Annotated in this window: 15 protein-coding genes; 6 read left to right on the forward strand and 9 right to left on the reverse strand. The window is 66.7% G+C overall.

Annotated features, from left to right (window positions below; all coding sequences use genetic code 11):
• Positions 1-52: 52 nt before the first annotated feature.
• Entirely contained in the window at positions 53-430 is a 378-nt protein-coding gene (locus ABFK29_RS13370; RefSeq protein ID WP_005855662.1) for a VOC family protein, read from the reverse strand.
• Positions 431-523: 93 nt separating this feature from the next.
• Here ABFK29_RS13370 and soxR point away from each other — a divergent pair, with 93 nt between their 5' ends.
• The 3 genes from soxR to ABFK29_RS13385 all read left to right on the forward strand — a co-directional run bounded on the left by soxR (position 524) and on the right by ABFK29_RS13385 (position 1,753).
• On the forward strand, positions 524-976 hold the full coding sequence (soxR, locus tag ABFK29_RS13375; protein WP_005855667.1) for a redox-sensitive transcriptional activator SoxR: 453 nt from the start codon (positions 524-526) through the stop codon (positions 974-976).
• 24 nt (positions 977-1,000) lie between these two features.
• Positions 1,001-1,345 (forward strand): MmcQ/YjbR family DNA-binding protein, encoded by a 345-nt coding sequence (locus ABFK29_RS13380; RefSeq protein WP_005855669.1) that lies wholly within the window; start codon positions 1,001-1,003, stop codon positions 1,343-1,345.
• Positions 1,346-1,411: 66 nt separating this feature from the next.
• The gene (locus tag ABFK29_RS13385) at positions 1,412-1,753 is read left to right on the forward strand and encodes a cupin domain-containing protein (protein WP_005855671.1); all 342 of its coding nucleotides are present in this window, start codon (positions 1,412-1,414) and stop codon (positions 1,751-1,753) included.
• Positions 1,754-1,843: 90 nt separating this feature from the next.
• On the opposite strand, the gene mltG is transcribed toward ABFK29_RS13385, so the two are convergent.
• The 8 genes from mltG to ABFK29_RS13425 form a co-directional block, all read right to left on the reverse strand.
• Positions 1,844-3,001, reverse strand: a complete 1,158-nt coding sequence (mltG, locus tag ABFK29_RS13390; protein ID WP_005855673.1) for an endolytic transglycosylase MltG — start codon at positions 2,999-3,001, stop codon at positions 1,844-1,846.
• Between the two features lie 97 nt (positions 3,002-3,098).
• Positions 3,099-4,376 (reverse strand): beta-ketoacyl-ACP synthase II, encoded by a 1,278-nt coding sequence (gene fabF, locus ABFK29_RS13395; protein ID WP_005855675.1) that lies wholly within the window; start codon positions 4,374-4,376, stop codon positions 3,099-3,101.
• A 508-nt stretch (positions 4,377-4,884) separates the two neighbouring features.
• Complete coding sequence (locus tag ABFK29_RS13400; RefSeq protein ID WP_005855677.1) at positions 4,885-5,685, reverse strand: hypothetical protein; 801 nt, start codon at positions 5,683-5,685, stop codon at positions 4,885-4,887.
• A gap of 62 nt (positions 5,686-5,747) precedes the next feature.
• Positions 5,748-6,446, reverse strand: a complete 699-nt coding sequence (locus ABFK29_RS13405) for an SDR family oxidoreductase (RefSeq protein WP_005855679.1) — start codon at positions 6,444-6,446, stop codon at positions 5,748-5,750.
• On the reverse strand, positions 6,446-7,615 hold the full coding sequence (locus ABFK29_RS13410; protein ID WP_005855681.1) for a M20 aminoacylase family protein: 1,170 nt from the start codon (positions 7,613-7,615) through the stop codon (positions 6,446-6,448). The genes ABFK29_RS13405 and ABFK29_RS13410 overlap by 1 nt, the downstream gene beginning before the upstream one ends.
• Positions 7,616-7,760: 145 nt before the next feature.
• Positions 7,761-9,104 carry an NAD(P)/FAD-dependent oxidoreductase gene (locus ABFK29_RS13415; protein WP_005855683.1) on the reverse strand — a complete coding sequence of 448 codons (1,344 nt, stop codon included), beginning with the start codon at positions 9,102-9,104 and terminating at the stop codon, positions 7,761-7,763.
• On the reverse strand, positions 9,101-10,261 hold the full coding sequence (gene argE / locus ABFK29_RS13420) for an acetylornithine deacetylase (RefSeq protein ID WP_040604197.1): 1,161 nt from the start codon (positions 10,259-10,261) through the stop codon (positions 9,101-9,103). The genes ABFK29_RS13415 and argE overlap by 4 nt, the downstream gene beginning before the upstream one ends.
• A gap of 100 nt (positions 10,262-10,361) precedes the next feature.
• Positions 10,362-12,224 carry an ABC transporter ATP-binding protein gene (locus ABFK29_RS13425; protein WP_005855688.1) on the reverse strand — a complete coding sequence of 621 codons (1,863 nt, stop codon included), beginning with the start codon at positions 12,222-12,224 and terminating at the stop codon, positions 10,362-10,364.
• Between the two features lie 670 nt (positions 12,225-12,894).
• Between ABFK29_RS13425 and ABFK29_RS13430 the strand changes: the two genes are divergently transcribed.
• From ABFK29_RS13430 to ABFK29_RS13440, 3 genes are all read left to right on the forward strand, one after another.
• Positions 12,895-14,595: a peptide ABC transporter substrate-binding protein gene (locus tag ABFK29_RS13430; RefSeq protein ID WP_005855692.1), complete on the forward strand. Its 1,701-nt coding sequence runs from the start codon at positions 12,895-12,897 to the stop codon at positions 14,593-14,595.
• A 472-nt stretch (positions 14,596-15,067) separates the two neighbouring features.
• A complete protein-coding gene (locus ABFK29_RS13435; protein WP_005855694.1) occupies positions 15,068-16,177 on the forward strand; it encodes an ABC transporter permease in 1,110 nt (369 codons plus the stop codon).
• Positions 16,170-17,168: an ABC transporter permease gene (locus tag ABFK29_RS13440; protein WP_005855696.1), complete on the forward strand. Its 999-nt coding sequence runs from the start codon at positions 16,170-16,172 to the stop codon at positions 17,166-17,168. The genes ABFK29_RS13435 and ABFK29_RS13440 overlap by 8 nt, the downstream gene beginning before the upstream one ends.
• The last annotated feature ends 9 nt before the right edge of the window (positions 17,169-17,177 follow it).

The following is a 17,177-nucleotide window of genomic DNA, read 5'->3' on the forward strand; positions in this document are numbered from 1 at the left end:
TGCCATCCGTCAATATGCAACCGATAGCTGCATATCGCCGTGACGTTGCCCTTCAGGCGTAAGACACCATCTCGTACTCCACCCCGTCCGGCCCATCGAAATAGAAGCGGCGTCCGGGTTCGTAGTCGGCATGGTTGTGCGGGTTGAAGCCCATCTCGCGGACCTTCGCCTCGGTCGCGTCGAGGTCGTCCACCACCAGCCCGATGTGGTTCATTGACCCGGCGCGGGTGTAGTTGTCGTCATGCGGCGCGTCGATGCGCTTCGGGCTGTAGAGCGCAAGATAGGTTTCGTCGTCGCCCACGTGGATCGACGTCCCGTCGTGGATCGCCGGCCCCTTCCAGCGCACCCGCCAGCCCAGCAGGTCCCCCAGCAGCGCCGCCGTCGCCTCTGCATCGCTAACCGTCACGTTCACATGTTCAAGCCGTGCCATTGCGGCTTCCTTTCATTCGATTTCAACGACCTACATCTTAGTTCTTCAAGTACACTTGAATGCAAGAACGAAATAACGCATGATTTCCACACGATGAAGAGAGACGGCCTGACAATCCGCGAGATCGCCGAGCGCACCGGCCTCGCCCCCTCCGCCATTCGCCACTACGAATCGGAGGGGCTGGTCTTTCCAGCGCGCACCGCCTCCGGCCAGCGCCGGTTCCAGCGCGCCGACATCCGGCGGCTGAGCTTCGTGATGATCGCCCAGCAACTGGGCTTTTCCCTGACGGAGATCCGCGCCGACCTCGACCGCCTGCCCCGGGACCGCGCGCCCACGCGCGCAGACTGGACTCGCATCTCGCGCCGCTTTTCCCGTGTTCTGGACGCACGCATCGCCCGGTTGACCGCGCTCAGGAACAACCTCGACGGCTGCATCGGCTGCGGCTGCCTGTCCCTGCAACGCTGCGCGCTCTACAACCCCGAAGACCGCGCCGCCCGCCGCGGCCCGGGCCCGCGCCACGTCATCGACGCCGCGCTGGACGACTGACACGCCGCCTGCCATGCTCCGGCCATGAACCGCGAAACCGTCAACGCCATATGTGCCGCCCTGCCCGGTGCCGAAGTCTCCGACCCCTGGGGCGGCGGCCACGATGCGTGGAAGGTCGGCGACAAGATGTTCGCCAGCATCGGCGCCATGGGGCTCGGCGTCTCGGTCAAGACGCCCTCCATCGAGGACGCGCAGTTTCTGATCGAGATGGACCGCGCGCAGAAGGCCCCCTATTTCCACCGCTCCTGGGTTCTGATCGACTGGGACGCGGTGCCGGAGGACGAGCTGCGCGACCGGATCCGGACGTCCTACGATCTGATCTTCGCGAAACTACCAAAGAAGACGCGCGCCGCGATTTCACCGGGCTGAGGCCCGCACCCCTGCCAGCCGTCGCACAGCCCACACTCCCCGAACCCAATCCAACAACAGGCCCCAATGACCCAGACCTTCCTGCGCATCTCCACCGACATGGAGGCCGAAACCGACGCCCCTTCGCCCGACAAGGTGATTTCCGGGGCGCCCGAATTCACCACATGGAACGTCGAGGAGAAAGACGGTCTCTATTGCGGCACATGGCGGGCCACGCCCGGGAAATGGCGGATCAGTTACGACGAATGGGAATACTGCCGCATCCTCGACGGTCATTCGATCATCACGGAAGAAGGCGGCGACGCAGCGGACGTGCGCGCGGGCGACAGCTTCATCCTGCGCCCGGGCTTCCGCGGAACATGGGAAGTGGTCGAGACGACGACCAAGGAATACGTCATCCGCCTTTGACACCGGAGCGCCTGCGGAGCGGGCCCTGTCGCCGGGCGGGTTGGCGGGCGGGCGCTTTGCGTCAGCAACAGTCCCGACCCGCCAGCAGTCTCAGTTGTCCCGCTGCGCCTCCAGCGCGCGATAGGCCGCCACGTTGCGGTTGTGCTCGTCCAGCGTCTCGGCAAACACATGGCCGTCCGCCGGGTCCAGCGTCTTCGCCACGAAGTAGACGTAGTCGGTCGACGACGGGTTCAGCGCCGCCTCGATCGACAGCCGGCCCGGGTTGGCGATTGGGGTCGGCGGCAGACCGTCGATCACGTAGGTGTTCCACGGCGTGCTCGCACGCAGCTCCGACTGCCGCAGACCGCGCCCCAGGATACCCTTGCCCTCGGTCACGCCATAAATGACGGTCGGGTCGGTCTGCAGGCGGATGCCCTTCTCCAGCCGGTTCACGAAGACCGAGGCCACCAGGCCGCGTTCCTCCGCGTTCCCGGTCTCCTTCTCGATGATCGAGGCAAGGATCAGCGCCTCCTCCGGGCTGTCCAGCGGCAGGCCCTCCTCGCGGTTCGACCAGGCCTCCGCAAGGATCAGCTCCTGCGCCTGGCGCATCCGTTCCACGAGGCTCGCACGGGTGTCGCCAACGCCGATCTCGTAGCTGTCGGGGGCCAGGCTGCCCTCTTCGGGCACCTCGACCTCACCCTCAAGCACGTCGATCTCGCCCAGTTCCTGCACCACCTGCCAGCTCGTCACGCCCTCGGCCAGCGCCACGCGATAGCGCGTGTCGTTCGCCTGACGCACCTCGGTGTATTCCTCGGGCACCTCGTCCTCGGCCGGGTCGAAGCTGGCCTGTGTCTCGTAGCGCCCGGTGGCCGGGTCGATGGCCCGCACCTGCACCGTCGCGCGGTTGATGCCGATGCGATAGACCACTTCCGTCCCGCAGGTCGACGCGCCGCCCCGGGTGATGATATCCGTGATCTCCGACATGGAGGCGCGCTCGGGAACAAGGAAGCTCCCCGCCTTCAGCTCCTGCGTCTTGTCGCCGTATTCGGCGCCAAGGCGGAACATCATCGCGCTTTTCACGGCCCCCTGCTCCGCGAGGTTGTCCGAGACCCGCGCCATGTTGGAGCCGCGCGGCACCTCCACGCAGATCGGCGCGCTCAGCGGCCCCTCCGCGGAATATTCGGCCTGCGCCCACAGAAGGACGCCGCCAAAGAGAAACAGCGCGACGACCAAAAGGGTCAGCGCGTTCGAGGCGATGCTGCGCCACATGATATTGCCCCTATATTGCCCTTTGCTCCGCCCCTCGCACGGGGGCCTGTGCTCACCTCGTTCAGGCGCGCCCGGCTGACCGCGCGCGCCCGGATCCTCAGTCGACCTTGCCGAAGATCACACTGGCATTGGTGCCGCCGAAACCAAAGCTGTTCGACAACGCATAGGCGATCCGCCGCTCGCGCTTGGCGTTGGGCGCCAGGTCCACGGGTGTCTCGACCGCCGGATTGTCGAGGTTGATCGTCGGCGGCGCCACCTGGTCGCGGATCGCGAGGATCGAAAAGATCGCCTCGATCGCGCCCGCCGCCCCCAGCAGGTGGCCGGTCATCGACTTGGTCGAGGACATGGTCACCTTCGAGGCATGCTCGCCAAGAAGCCGCTCCACCGCGCCAAGCTCGATGGTGTCCGCCATGGTCGACGTGCCGTGCGCGTTGATATAGTCGATGTCCGCCGGCGTCAGCCCCGCGTCCTTCAGCGCCGCGCGCATCGACCGCTCGCCGCCCTCACCCGTCTCCGACGGCGCGGTGATGTGGTAGGCGTCGCCGGTCAGCCCGTAGCCGCGGACCTCGGCGTAGATCTTCGCACCGCGCGCCTTGGCATGCTCGTATTCCTCCAGCACCACGACGCCCGCGCCCTCGCCCATGACGAACCCGTCGCGGTCGGCGTCATAGGGGCGGCTCGCGGCCTTCGGATCGTCGGCGCGTTTGGTCGACAGCGCCTTGCAGGCGTTGAACCCCGCGATGCCGATCTCGCAGATCGCCCCCTCGGCGCCCCCCGCCAGCATCACGTCCGCATCGCCGTACTTGATCAGCCGGGCCGCGTCGCCGATGGCATGGGCACCGGTGGAACAGGCCGTCACCACCGCGTGGTTCGGCCCCTTGAAACCATAGCGGATCGACACGTTGCCGGAAATCAGGTTGATCAGCGCGCCGGGGATGAAGAACGGCGACACGCGGCGCGGTCCCTTGTCCCGGATCAGCAGCGCGGTGTCGGCGATGGACGACAACCCGCCGATGCCCGACCCAATCATCACGCCGGTCCGCTCGCGGCTGTCCTCGTCCTCGGGCATCCAGCCCGAGTCACGGACGGCCTGATCGGCGGCGGCGATGCCAAACTTGATGAACTCGTCGACTTTGCGCTGTTCCTTCTTGTCCATGTAGGCGTCGCAGTTGAACGTCCCGTCGGACCCGTCCCCCAGCGGAACCTCACACGCATAAGTGGTGCCAAGGTGGCTCGCGTCGAAACGCGTGATCGGACCGGCGCCCGACTGTCCTTCGAGCAGGCGGCTCCAGCTGGCTTCCACCCCATCGGCCAGCGGCGTGACCAACCCCAGCCCGGTAACGACGACACGACGTGCCATTGCGGCTCTCTCCATTCTCATTCTCCGACCCGCTCTTAGCGCGCCTTGGCCCCCATCGGCAAGGCCGCGCGCTCAGACCGCCATGACGCTCCCGCGACGCCGCGGCGCAGGACCCGCGCGGCAGGAAGGCCGCCCGCACCGGCATCTTCCCGCCGACGAGACCGCCGCGACCACCACCCGAGGGCTCCCGGCGCAGGGCCCGCCTGCCCGCCGCCATGCGCCACTCATGGGGTAACCGGACACACCGCCATCGACAGCCCGGATCGTCCGCGCGTCATACCGCTGTGACGATCGCCACGCCATTGCCCGGGCACCCGGCCAACCCGACGGGCCACGTGCCCGCGAACCGCGCCCCGGCACCGCCCGCGCGATCAAGGCCAACAAACCGTCCAAGACAACCCGTCCCGACGGCTATTCGGCCCCTCGGCGGACCGCCCCTTCATCTTGGCCAAAATACCTCGGGGAGCGCGAGGGGCCGGCCCCTCGCACCCGTCACCTCAACCGGCGCGAACATTGGGCAGGCTCACGCCCAGTTGCCACCAAGATCTTCTCGTGCCCGGTCGATCCAGTGATCCCGCAGCCAGGCACAGGGTTTGGAGTAGCGGATGAACGACCCCGACCACCCGGTCAGCGCGTCCGTCATCTTCGGCCGGCCGTGAAAGCAGACCACCCGCGCGTCGTCCGGCAGCGTCGGCGGGCGCAGATAATTCACCGGAAACGGGTTGCAGTCATACTTGAAGGACGCCACCCAAGGGTCCGGAATATATGTGAAAACGCCGCGATCCAGGGCTTTGGTGGAGGTATAGCGCTGCTCGGATCCGCGTGCCTTTTCGACTTCCGCATAAGGGTTCGCCGCGATGTCGTCGTAGAGGAACCCGTGCACCGCCGGATCGAAGCGGAAAACCGAGCCATGCCCCGTCACACGCCCCTTGCGCTTCTCGATCCAGTCGATCCGCATGGCCACCGTCTCCGGGGCGAGTTCGTAAATTTCGTCCAGCCCGCCGGTGATCACCACGTCCAGGTCGAACCCCAGCACCGGACCGTCGAGGTCGGGCACTAACCCCGGGCGAAACAGCGAAACCTTGCGCATCGCGCCCTGCCGGTTCGCCACCTTCAGCGCTTCCGCCATCGGTTCCGCGAAAGGCTCCACCGGCAGCGGCAGAACCTCGATGTCGGGATGCAGCCCCTCGGCGTGCTCCGTCATGCAGAAGAAGCGCACAGGGCGCGTCATGTTCCGGCGGACGCCGGAATACAGACGATTGACGTATTCGGGGCCGAAAAGCGTGCCCCACTTGATGCACATGATGTTGGCGGTCTGGGTCATGTCCGTGTCCTAGCCGCAGCCCGCGCCGCGCACCAGACGAAACCGTCATCCGGACCGTCCGGTCATTCGGCGTAGATCATCTTGCGCGTCATGCCGCCGTCGACGGTGACCACCTGCCCGGTGACGAACCCGGCGCCCGCCAGCCAGACCACGCTGTCGGCAATGTCACCCACCCGGCCGGCCCTGCCTGCGGGGTGCTGCGCGTGATCTTCCGGGCGCAGCTCGTCCCAGCCGTCCGTCACGATCCAGCCCGGCGCGATGGCGTTGACCCGCACCTCCGGTCCGAGCGACACGGCAAGCGCCTGCGTCAGCCCCTCGACCCCGCCCTTCGAGGCGCAATAGGCCTCTGTGTCCGGCTCTGCCATGCGCGCCCGGGTGGACGAGAGGTTGACCACCGACCCGCGCGCCTGCCGCAGGAAGGGCACCGCCGCCCGTACCATCAGGAAAGTGCCGGTCAGGTTGACGCCGATCCAGCGGTTCCAGCCGTCAAGCGACAGGTCCTCCACCGGCCCGCTGACCGGAGAGGCGACGCCCGCGTTGTTCACCAGAAGGTCCAGCCCGCCCGACAGCATGTCCGACAGATCCGCGAAGGCGGCGGCCACGGACGCCTCGTCCGACACGTCGCAGACCACCGGACGCCCCGCCACATCGCCCTCGAAGGACAGGTCGAGCGCCGCGACCTGCCAGCCGTCCGCCACCAGCCGGTCGGCGATGCCGCGCCCGATCCCGCGCGCGGCCCCTGTCACGATGGCCGTGGGCATCAGCCCGCGACCGGCATCCGCCGCTCGACGATCTCGGCCCACCACGAGCAGCCCGCCGGGATGGCCTCGTCGTTGAAGTTGTAGCCGGGGTTGTGCACGTCGGCGGTGTCGCCGTTGCCGACCAGGATGTAGGCGCCGGGCCGTTCCTCGAGCATGTAGGCGAAGTCCTCGCCGCCCATGGTGATCGGCGCGTCGCGCTCGCAGGCGCCCGACACCGCTTCGGCCACATCCGCCGCAAAGCTCGTCTGCTCCTCGGAATTCACCATCGAGGGATAGCCCCGGATCCAGCGCACCTCGGCACTGCCGCCAAAGGCCTCCGCGGTCAGCGGGGCCAGCTCCTTGATCCGTGCCTCGCCGAGTTCGCGGTTCTCTTTCGACATGGTGCGCATCGTGCCCTTCAGCGTCACCCGCGCCGGGATCACGTTGAACGCCTTCGAGGAGCTTTCGATCGACGTCACCGACACCACGATCGGATCGGACGGATCGGCATTGCGGCTGGAAATGCTCTGCAACGCCTGCACCACCTGGGTGGAGATCACCACCGGGTCCACCGTCTGGTGCGGCTTTGCGGCGTGGCCGCCCTTGCCGTGGATGGTGATCTCGTACTGGTCGGTGGCCGCAAAGAAAGCGCCCGACCGGATCGCGAAGCTGCCCACTGGCTTTCCGGGCCAGTTGTGCATGCCATAGACCTCCTGGATGCCGAAGCGCTCCATCATGCCGTCCTGGCACATCTCCTTGCCGCCGCCGCCGCCCTCTTCGGCCGGCTGGAAGATCACTGCCACGGTGCCGTCGAAGTTGCGCGTCTCGGCCAGGTACTGCGCCGCGCCCAACAGCATCGCCGTGTGCCCGTCGTGGCCGCAGGCGTGCATCGCGCCCGGCGTCTTCGAGGCGTACTCCACCCCGGTCTGCTCCTCGATGGGCAGCGCGTCCATGTCGGCGCGCAGGCCGATCACCTTGCCCGATCCGGTGTTGCGGCCCTTGATGATGCCGACCACGCCGGTCCGTCCGATGCCGGTCACCACCTCGTCACAGCCGAAGGCCTGCAGCTTCTCGGCCACCAGCGCACTGGTGCGGTGGGTCTCGAACAGGATCTCGGGGTGCTCATGGAGGTCGCGTCGCCAGGCGGTGATGTCGCCGTGAAGCTCTGCGAAACGGTTCTTGACGGGCATGGAAGTCTCCTTGTGTGCGAACGGCCCCGCAGGCACCGGGGCCAGTCTGTCATATCGGCGGCGAGCCTAGTCCGATACATGCCGAACGCAAGCTTTGCCGCGACACTCCTGACCGGTTGGTCGGAAATCGCTCAAAGGTATGGCGTCAGATGTTCGGGCCGGGAACCAGCCGCGATCCGTCCGAGAAACGCGACAGCCGGAAACGGTCCAGCGCCGTGCCGGGATCGCGCCCCATGGCAAGGTCGGCGGCAATCCGGCCAAAGGCCGGGCCCGCACCGAATCCATGCCCGCACATCCCGGTGCAGACCGTCAGCCCCGGCAGCGCGTCGACGCGGTCCACCACCGGCACCACGTCGGGCATGACGTCGATCATCCCGCCCCATGCGGTGTTGAGGTGCACGTCGCCAAGCGCCGGGTAGATTTCGGCGAACCGGCGCAACAGTTCCAGCACGCGCCGCTTGTTCGGGCCGGGATCGAGGATGCGCACCCGTTCGAACGGGCTGACTTCGTCGCCGCTCCAGGACCGCGCCACGCCCGGCGAATCCGGCCAGCCGTGCGGCTGCGGACCGCGCAGGTGCACGTCGAAAGAGCCCTGCAAGGCCAGTTTCAGGTAGACCGGCAGGTGGCGCAGCATGTCGGCGCCCGTGTACAGTTCCGCAAAGCCCGCCGGGGCAAGCGTGTAACCGCCGTCCGCGCGTCGCCGGAAGGCGATGTCGCTGTCGACCGACGCAGGCAGACCCAGGTCCGGCAGTGGCCGTGTGGCAAGGGCCGTCGAGCGCACCGCAAGCTGCGGCACCCGCACTCCGTGGCGTGCCAGCAGCAGCGACGACCACGCGCCGCCCGCCAGCACCACGCTTTCCGCCCGCACGGTGCCCTCTTCGGTCACGACGCCCGTCACCTGACCGGCGCTGATCTCCAGCCTGCGCACCGCCACCCGTTCCCGGATCATCGCGCCGTCCGCTTCGGCCAGCTTCGCCAGCCGGGGCACGGCAACCCATGGCTCCCCCTTCATGTCCGACGGTGTCAGCAGCATGCCGCACCAGCCCGCATGCGGGTAGGCCATGCTGCGCACCGTCTCTGTCCGGCCCACCAGCCGCGAATCGACGCCCTGCGCCTTCGCTTCCGTCAGCCACCCCTCGAAGGCGGCCATCTCGGCCTCCGTTCCGGCAAGGTAGGACACGCCGACCGTTTCGACGCCAAGCGCGCCTTTGCATTCCTCGTCGAAGCCGCGCCAGAGCCGCTTTGCCTCCTCGGCCACCGGTATCTCCGCCATGTCGCGGCCCTGTGTCCGGATCCAGCCCCAGTTGCGCGAGGATTGCTCGGCTGCGATGCGGCCCTTTTCCAGCAGCAGCACACGCTTGCCCGCGCGCGCCGCGAACAGCGCGGTCGACACGCCGATCACGCCGCCGCCGATCACCGCAACGTCAACCGCCTCTGGCAGTGGTCCGCGAAAGTCCCGCTCGCCTTCGTCCCGAAACGGAAAGATCATGCCAGCGCCTCCAGCAACCGTCGCATGAAGGCTTCGCCCTCCTGCAACTGGCTGATCGCAATCGATTCGTTCGGCTGGTGCGCCACCGAGATGGAGCCCGGCCCGCAGACGACCGCCTTGTAACCGGCGGTCTGGAAGTGGCTCGCCTCTGTTGCGTAGCTCACGTAGTTCTCCGAATTGTCGCCGGTCAGCCGCCGCACCAGCGCCTCTGCGGTGTTGTCCTCTTCCGGCGCGAAGGGCGGCAGCGAGAACATCTCGCGCGCCTCGATCCACGCCTCGGGCCGCACGGCCTGCATCCCGGCGGTCAGCTCATCGATCTTCGCGGTGAAGAGCGTGCGATACGTCTCAAGATCTTCGCCCGGCACCACGCGGAACCCCAGCCCGAACTCGCAGTCCTTGGCGGTGATGTTATGCGCCGTCCCGCCCGAGATCACGCCCACATGGACGTTGGTGTAAGGCGGGTCGAACAGCGCCGCCATGCCAGCCGGTTCTGCCGCCTCCGCCGCCGCGTTCACGGCGTTGCACCAGTCGATCAGCTTGGCGCCCCACATGATCGCCGACACGCCGGTGTGCAGCATCGAGGAATGCACCTCGAAGCCGTGCATGTGCACCCACCAGCTTACCCCGCCCTTGTGACCGGTCACCGCCTTCATCATCGTGGGTTCCCCCACGATCACGTCCGTCGCGCGCGGCATCGCCTGCATGGCTTCGATCAGCGCGGGCGCCCCGGTGCAGCCCACTTCCTCGTCGTAGCTCAGCGCAAGCTGCAGGGGCCGTGTGACGCCCGCGTAATGCGCCTCCACCAGCGCCCAGATCGCCAACGCGTCGAAGCCCTTCATGTCGCATGAGCCGCGCCCGTAAAGCCGACCGTCCTTCTCCGTCAGCACCCATGGGTCGGTGTCCCAGGCCTGCCCGTCCACCGGCACCACGTCGGTATGGCCCGACAGCACCACGCCGCCCTCGACCTCCGGCCCGACGTGGGCATAAAGCGCCTTCCACTCCGGCGCGCCGTCCTTGTGATGGATGCCCACTTCGATGCCGTGGGATCTGAGGTAGTCCGCCACCCAGTCGATCACCGGGCCGTTCGGCTCCCGGCTGACGCTGGGAAACGCCACGAGCCGCTCCAGCAGCGCCCGCGGCGCAAGTCGTTCCGTCATCATGCCTCCAGACAGGCCGGGGCACGGCGCACCGCTGCCCCTGCTTCTTCGCTTTCAGATTTGCCCTGCGCGATCCTTCACGGAAAAATCGCCTCTGCCCTCAATAGCCGCTGTCCGACGTCAGCACGAGATGCCCCGGGCTGACTTCTTCATAGACCGACGGTCCAGCCTCGTAACCGACCGGGTGGATCGGCGACGGGATCGGTTTGAAGTTCAGGTCCTTCTCGGCCTTCCGCCGGCGCGGATCGGCGATCGGCACCGCCTTCATCAGGGCCTTGGTATAGGGGTGCTGGGGATCCTCGAAGACTGCGCGGCGCGGTCCCAGTTCGACGATCCGGCCAAGGTACATGACCCCGACCGTGTGCGAGACCCGCTCCACCACCGCCATGTCGTGACTGATGAAGACATAGCCCAGACCCAGCTCCGCCTGCAGTTCCATCATCAGGTTCACCACCTGCGCCTGCACCGACACGTCCAGCGCCGAGACCGCCTCGTCCGCCACGATCAGCTTGGGGTTCAGCGCCAGCGCCCGGGCAATGGCGATCCGCTGCCGCTGGCCGCCCGACAGTTCGTGCGGATAGCGTCGCATGAACGAGCGCGGCAGTTCGACCCGGTCGAAGAGGTTGGCCACCTTGTCCTGAATCTCCGACCCGGACCCGATCCCGTAGTTCACCAGCGGCTCCGCCACCTGGTCGGCAAGCTGAAGCTGCGGATTGAGCGAGGCAAAGGGGTCCTGGAAGATCATCTGCATCTCGCGCCGCGCATCGCGCAGGCCGGATTGCGACAGCGCCATGATGTCGGTGCCGTCGAGGTCGATCTTGCCCGACAGCGGCTCCACCAGCCGCAGCAGCGACCGCCCCGCCGTGGACTTGCCGCAGCCCGACTCCCCCACGAGGCTCAGCGTCCGGCCCTTGTTCAGCGTGAAGGACACGTCCTCCGTCGCGTGCACGTTGGCCACCGTCCGGCGGAAGAACCCGCCCTTCACCGGGAAGCGCGTCACGAGGTTCTCGACCCGCAAGAGCACCTCGTCCGACCCCTTGATCGGGTCAAGGTTCTGGTCGGTGCGCCCGACCAGCCGCATCGGCTCCGGCAGGTCCTTGCCGGTCATCTCGCCCAGTTTCGGCACGGCGGCCAGCAGCGCCTTGGTATAGGCGTGCTTGGGGTTCTCGAAGATCTCCTCGACCGTGCCTTCCTCTACCTTTTTGCCGCGGAACATGACGACCACGCGGTCGGCCATCTGCGCCACCACGGCCATGTCGTGGGTGATGAACATCACCGCCGTCCCGGTCTCGCGCTTGAGGCGGTCCATCAGGGCGAGGATCTCGGCCTGGATCGTCACGTCCAGCGCGGTGGTCGGCTCGTCCGCGATCAGCAGGCGCGGCTTGCAGGCCAGCGCCATGGCGATCACCACACGCTGGCGCATGCCGCCCGACAACTCGTGCGGATACTGCTTCAGCCGCCTTTCCGGCTCCGGGATGCGGACCTCGCGCAGGAGTTCCAGCGCCCGCGCCTCCGCCTGCGCCTTCGACATGCCACGATGCACGCGCAGCCCCTCGGTCAGCTGGCGGCCCACGGTGAAGACCGGGTTCAGCGCGGTCATCGGCTCCTGGAAGATCATGCCGATCTCGTTGCCGCGAATGTGGCGCATCACGCTCTGGTCGGCGGTGGCCAAGTCCATGACCCCGCCCTCGCGCCGGTCGAACAGCATCTTGCCGCCCGCGATGTCACCGCCGCCGTATTCGATCAGCCGCATGAGCGAGAGAGAAGAAACCGACTTGCCCGATCCCGATTCGCCGACGACGCAGACCGTCTCGCCCGGGTTGATCTCGAACGAGATGTCCTCGACCCCCACAACCGTGCCGTCCTTGGTCTGGAACTCGACCCGGAGCTTGTCGATCCGGGCGATGGGCACCTGGGCTTCTGCGGCCCCGGTCGCGGCGGTATCCGTGGTGTCGTCCAGCATCTTCGAAACTCCCTTGTCGCGGCGAAGGCTAAAAGCCCGGTTGCGGGGCGTAAAGGTCCCTTCGCGCTTTCCCGGGCGGCATAGCCTTCCGAACAGGCGCCGGTGCCGCCTGCGGTGGCGTCAGCGGGTCAATGCGGACAAGGCCCGGACGCCCCTGCGACGGATGCCGAAAAAATGGGCGGAGCGAAACAGTTTCACAGGGTGACGGTCTGTACCGGACACGGCTTGCCGACGTCCTCCGTGTCCGCCGGCACGGCCTTGGCATCGGAACCGATTCCAGGCGCCATCATTGAAAGGCACATGCCACCAATGGCTTGTCGGCGGCACGAGCATGCCCCAAGCGTGCAAACAGAGCCATGTCGCTGCCCCTCAGGTGCCTGCGGACGCAGGTGAAACCGCCACCTATCATGCAACCCACAGCAAAACCAATCGCCTGCGGATACGGCCGTTGCGACGTGCCGCCGCCGGACCCTCTCCGAATGCGCCCCCGATGCCCTTAGGCAATGCTTGCATTTTGAGCATCCGCGGGTTTCGATGGCCGGGCACAGGGGGCGTTTTCAGGGTGCGGGTCTTTTTCGGGTTGAAACGGACCTGACCGGGTGAACAGCCTTCCCGGCATCAACGAAGCGGACCGGACATGATGCCGGTCCCGACCAACATGGAGTGAAACATGACCCTGAAATCCCTGATGATGGGTGCCGCGGCCGTGACAGCGCTCGCCGCCCCCGCGCTCGCAGAGCGTGGCGCGGACGGCGAGGTGAGGATCATCTACTGGCAGGCGCCGTCGATCCTGAACCCGTTCCTTTCGGGCGGCACCAAGGACGTCGAAGCCTCGTCGATGATCATCGAACCGCTGGCCCGCTACGACGAAACCGGCACGCTGGTGCCCTGGCTCGCGACAGAGATCCCGACGGTCGAAAACGGCGGCGTGTCCGAGGACCTGACGCAGATCACCTGGAAGATCAAACCGGACATCGTGTGGTCGGACGGTACGCCCTTCACCTCTGCCGATGTGAAGTTCACCTACGAATACTGCACCCACCCCGAAGGCGGCTGCGCGCAGCTGACGAAGTTCGAAGGCGTTTCCTCGGTCGAGACACCGGACGACCTGACCGTGGTGGTGACCTTCGGCGAAGCGACCCCCGTGCCCTACGGCCCGTTCGTCGGCGGTGAATCCCCGATCCTGCAGAAGGCCCAGTTCGAGAACTGCGTGGGCGCTGCGGCCTCCACCTGCACCGAGCAGAACTTCAACCCGATCGGCACCGGCGCATTTGTCGTCGACGAATTCAAGCCGAACGACGTGATCACCCTCTCGGCGAACCCGAACTACCGCGACCCGGCCAAGCCGGCCTTCGCCACCATGACCTTCAAGGGCGGCGGCGATGCGGCGGCAGCGGGCACGGCGGTCATGGAGACCGGCGAATTCGACTACGCCTGGAACCTCCAGCTGGCCCCCGACGTCATCGCCGAGATGGAAGAAGGCGGCAAGGGCGTGGCCGTGGCAGGCTTCGGCCCGCTTCTGGAACGCGTCATGATCAACAACACCAACCCCGATCCGGCGCTTGGTCCGGACGAGCGGTCGGTGATCCGCCCGCACCCGTTCCTCGGCGATCCGGCGGTCTACAAGGCGATGTCGATGGCCATCGACCGTCCGCTGCTGGTCGAAGTCGGCTACGGACAGGCCGGCAAGGTGACCTGCTCGTGGGTGCCCGCGCCCGAAGCCTTCGCCTACCAGAACGAGGACTGCGGCACGCAGGACATCGAAGGCGCCAAGGCGCTTCTGGATGAGGCCGGCATCGTCGATACCGACGGCGACGGCGTGCGCGAGAAGGACGGCGTTCCGCTCTCGATCCTCTACCAGACCTCGACCAACGCCGTGCGTCAGGACTTCCAGGCACTGATCAAGGAGTGGTGGGAGCAGATCGGCATGGAAGTCGAACTGCGCAACGTCGACTCCTCGGTGTTCTTCGGCGGTGACGCGGGTTCGCCCGACACCTTCCAGAAGTTCTATGCCGACGTCGAAATGTACGCCAACACCTTCAACGGCACCGACCCGCAGGCCTACCTGGGCAACGGTCTGTGCGACAAGGCTCCGCGTCCGGAAACCCAGTGGCAGGGCGAGAACATCAGCCGCTTCTGCAACGAGGAATACGACACGCTGTGGACCGAGCTTACGCAGACCGCCGACATGGCGAAACGCCAGGAAATCGGCCGCCAGCTCAGCCAGATGGCCTACGAAAAAGGCTCCATGATCCCGCTGGTGCACCGCGGCCGCCTGTCGGCACACTCCAACAGCCTTGGCGGTGTGAAGCTGAACGTCTGGGACTCCGAACTGTGGAACGTCGCAGACTGGTATCGCATCAAGGAATGAGTTCCTGATCCTGCGCCCGTCCCGTTCCGCACGGGGCGGGCGCATCCTTGAAGACACGAAAGGGATCGCCGCGCCGATGGATGAACACCGGAGCCTCGACCGCAGCCTCTGGACCGACGGCATCGACGCCTTCGCGCCCCCCTTCGCCGACGATGCGACGACTGCATGCGCGCAGTACGATGCGACGACTGCATGCGCGCAGTACGATGCGGCGACGCCATGCGCACGGACAGGGTCGCCGATACCGCGCGTTGCCACGCATCCCGCGCCGAGGACCGCGCCCCACCGAACCGGCGTTGACATGTACGATTACCACCGGCAGATGCCGGGGAAAGCCAGTAACATCACCCGCGGCACTCCGGGACCCCGTCCCGTCGCCGCCCCGCGTCACACCCCGTGCCCCTTCGTCCGGTCCCGTGCCGGCGTCACGGCACGTATTCACCATCACCAAAGCCCGACAGGGGGATAAGCGTTGCTCACCTACGCCACGCGACGGTTGATCCTCTCGATCCCGACGCTCATTTTTATCAGCTTCATCATCTTCATGCTGTTGCAACTTGCCCCGGGCGATCCGATGGCCCAGGTGCCGCTGACGGTGCCGGACGAGGTCAAACAGAAGATGCGCGAGGCCCTCGGCCTCGGCGAACCGCCTCTCGTCCAGTACTGGAAATGGCTGGTCCAGGTCTTCTGGATCGAACCCAAGGTCTTCATCGACTGGTTGTTCGGCACGCAACTGGCCTGGCACTGGGAAGCCCCGACCTTCACGCCGACCGACTCGCTGCTCGCCTCCATGCAGGAGGCGGGCCGCGTGCGCGAGGTCAACGGCGAGATGCAGCTCTGGGTGCCCGAACAGCGCAACATCTCCTGGCAGACCCGTTCGCCGGTCATGGACATCATCATCCAGCGCATTCCGCAGACCCTGAAAGTGGTCGGTGTGGCCTACATCGTGGCGATCCTGATCGCGCTGCCGGTGGGCATCTACTCCGCCTACCGCCAGTATTCGGTCTTCGACCAGGCCGGGACCTTCGTGACGATGATCGGCTTCTCGATCCCGCCGTTCTTCACAGGCCCGCTGCTGATCGTGATCTTCTCGGTGCAGCTCGGGTGGTTCCCCTCGATCTACGACACGACGCTGGTCGTGGACGACTGGGCCAGCTTCAAGCTTCAGCTTCAGCAGATGATCATGCCGGTCATGGTGCTGGCGCTGCAGATCACCGCACAGCTTTCGCGCTACATGCGGGCCTCCATGCTCGACAACCTCGGGCAGGACTACGTGCGCACCGCCCGCGCCAAGGGCCTGTCCGAAGCCATCGTCGTCAACGTCCACGTGGTGCGCAACTCGATGATCCCGGTGATCACCGTCATCGCGCTCGGCATTCCGTCGATCTTCGGCGGCGCCATCATCACCGAGAACGTCTTCAAGGTGAATGGCATCGGCCAGCTCCTGATTACGGCGCTCTTCGCAAACGACCTGCCGATGGTCATGACGCTGACCTTCATCTTCGCGGTGCTCATCGTGCTCTTCAACCTGATCGCCGACATCCTCTACGGCGTGCTCGACCCGCGGATCCGCTATGACTGACAGCCCACAGGACGACGTAATCCTCGCCGAAGGCCCCGCCGCCATCGAGGCCCTGAAGGACACCGGCCCGACCAAGCCGCCGCGGTCACGCGGCAAGGACGTGTGGGACCAGTTCCGCAAACACAAGGGCGCGATGTTCGGGCTCGGGTTTCTGGTGTTCATCACCCTCGCGGTGCTGGTCGGCCCCTACATCTACACGGTCGACCCGCAGAAACTGGACATTCGCAACAAGGACATGCGCCCGATCTACACCGCGATCTGGGATTCCGGTGCCAAGGTGTCGTGGGCCAAACCGCTCGGCTCCGACCAGCTCGGGCGCGACAACCTCGCCCAGATGCTGTCTGGCGGCCGCGCCTCCATGGCCGTCGGCTGGGCCGCGATGATCCTCAGCCTGGTGATCGGCACCGCCATCGGCGTGATCGCTGGGTACTTCAAGAAGCTCGACGGGCCGCTCATGCGCCTCACCGACCTCTTCCTGTCGCTTCCCATCCTGCCTCTGCTGCTGGTCGCGGTGACATTGTTCCGACAACCGCTCAGGGCCAACTTCGGGCCAGAGGGGGGCATGTTCATCCTGATCGTCACGGTCATCGCCGTGACCTCCTGGATGCCCACCGCCCGCATCGTCCGGGGCGACATCCTGGCCATCAAGGAACGCGAGTTCGTGCTCGCCGCCCGCTCCATCGGCACCTCGCCGTTCAAGCTGATCCGCCGCCACCTGCTGCCGAACGTGCTGTCGCCGATCATGGTCTCCGCCGCCCTCGGCCTCGCCACGGCGATCATCACGGAATCGGCGCTCTCCTTCCTCGGCGTGGGCTTCCCGTCGGACTTCCCCACCTGGGGCAAGATGCTGGCCGATGCCGTCCAGAGGATGGAGCGCTTCCCCGAACGCGTGATGCTGCCGGGTGTCGCCATCTCGCTGACCGTGCTCAGCGTGAACTATCTCGGCGACGGCCTGCGCGACGCGCTCGACCCGCGCATGCGCGGTCGCTGACGCTCTCCC

Source organism: Sagittula stellata E-37 (assembly GCF_039724765.1).
In the GTDB taxonomy this organism is placed as follows: Bacteria; Pseudomonadota; Alphaproteobacteria; order Rhodobacterales; family Rhodobacteraceae; genus Sagittula; species Sagittula stellata.

Bases quoted from the DNA above. Each gene is read 5' to 3' on its own strand.
- ABFK29_RS13370 (WP_005855662.1), bottom strand. From the start codon at position 430: ATGGCACGGCTTGAACATGTGAACGTGACGGTTAGCGATGCAGAGGCG.
- soxR (WP_005855667.1), top strand. From the start codon at position 524: ATGAAGAGAGACGGCCTGACAATCCGCGAGATCGCCGAGCGCACCGGC.
- ABFK29_RS13380 (WP_005855669.1), top strand. From the start codon at position 1,001: ATGAACCGCGAAACCGTCAACGCCATATGTGCCGCCCTGCCCGGTGCC.
- ABFK29_RS13385 (WP_005855671.1), top strand. From the start codon at position 1,412: ATGACCCAGACCTTCCTGCGCATCTCCACCGACATGGAGGCCGAAACC.
- mltG (WP_005855673.1), bottom strand. From the start codon at position 3,001: ATGTGGCGCAGCATCGCCTCGAACGCGCTGACCCTTTTGGTCGTCGCG.
- fabF (WP_005855675.1), bottom strand. From the start codon at position 4,376: ATGGAGAGAGCCGCAATGGCACGTCGTGTCGTCGTTACCGGGCTGGGG.
- ABFK29_RS13400 (WP_005855677.1), bottom strand. From the start codon at position 5,685: ATGACCCAGACCGCCAACATCATGTGCATCAAGTGGGGCACGCTTTTC.
- ABFK29_RS13405 (WP_005855679.1), bottom strand. From the start codon at position 6,446: ATGCCCACGGCCATCGTGACAGGGGCCGCGCGCGGGATCGGGCGCGGC.
- ABFK29_RS13410 (WP_005855681.1), bottom strand. From the start codon at position 7,615: ATGCCCGTCAAGAACCGTTTCGCAGAGCTTCACGGCGACATCACCGCC.
- ABFK29_RS13415 (WP_005855683.1), bottom strand. From the start codon at position 9,104: ATGATCTTTCCGTTTCGGGACGAAGGCGAGCGGGACTTTCGCGGACCA.
- argE (WP_040604197.1), bottom strand. From the start codon at position 10,261: ATGACGGAACGACTTGCGCCGCGGGCGCTGCTGGAGCGGCTCGTGGCG.
- ABFK29_RS13425 (WP_005855688.1), bottom strand. From the start codon at position 12,224: ATGCTGGACGACACCACGGATACCGCCGCGACCGGGGCCGCAGAAGCC.
- ABFK29_RS13430 (WP_005855692.1), top strand. From the start codon at position 12,895: ATGACCCTGAAATCCCTGATGATGGGTGCCGCGGCCGTGACAGCGCTC.
- ABFK29_RS13440 (WP_005855696.1), top strand. From the start codon at position 16,170: ATGACTGACAGCCCACAGGACGACGTAATCCTCGCCGAAGGCCCCGCC.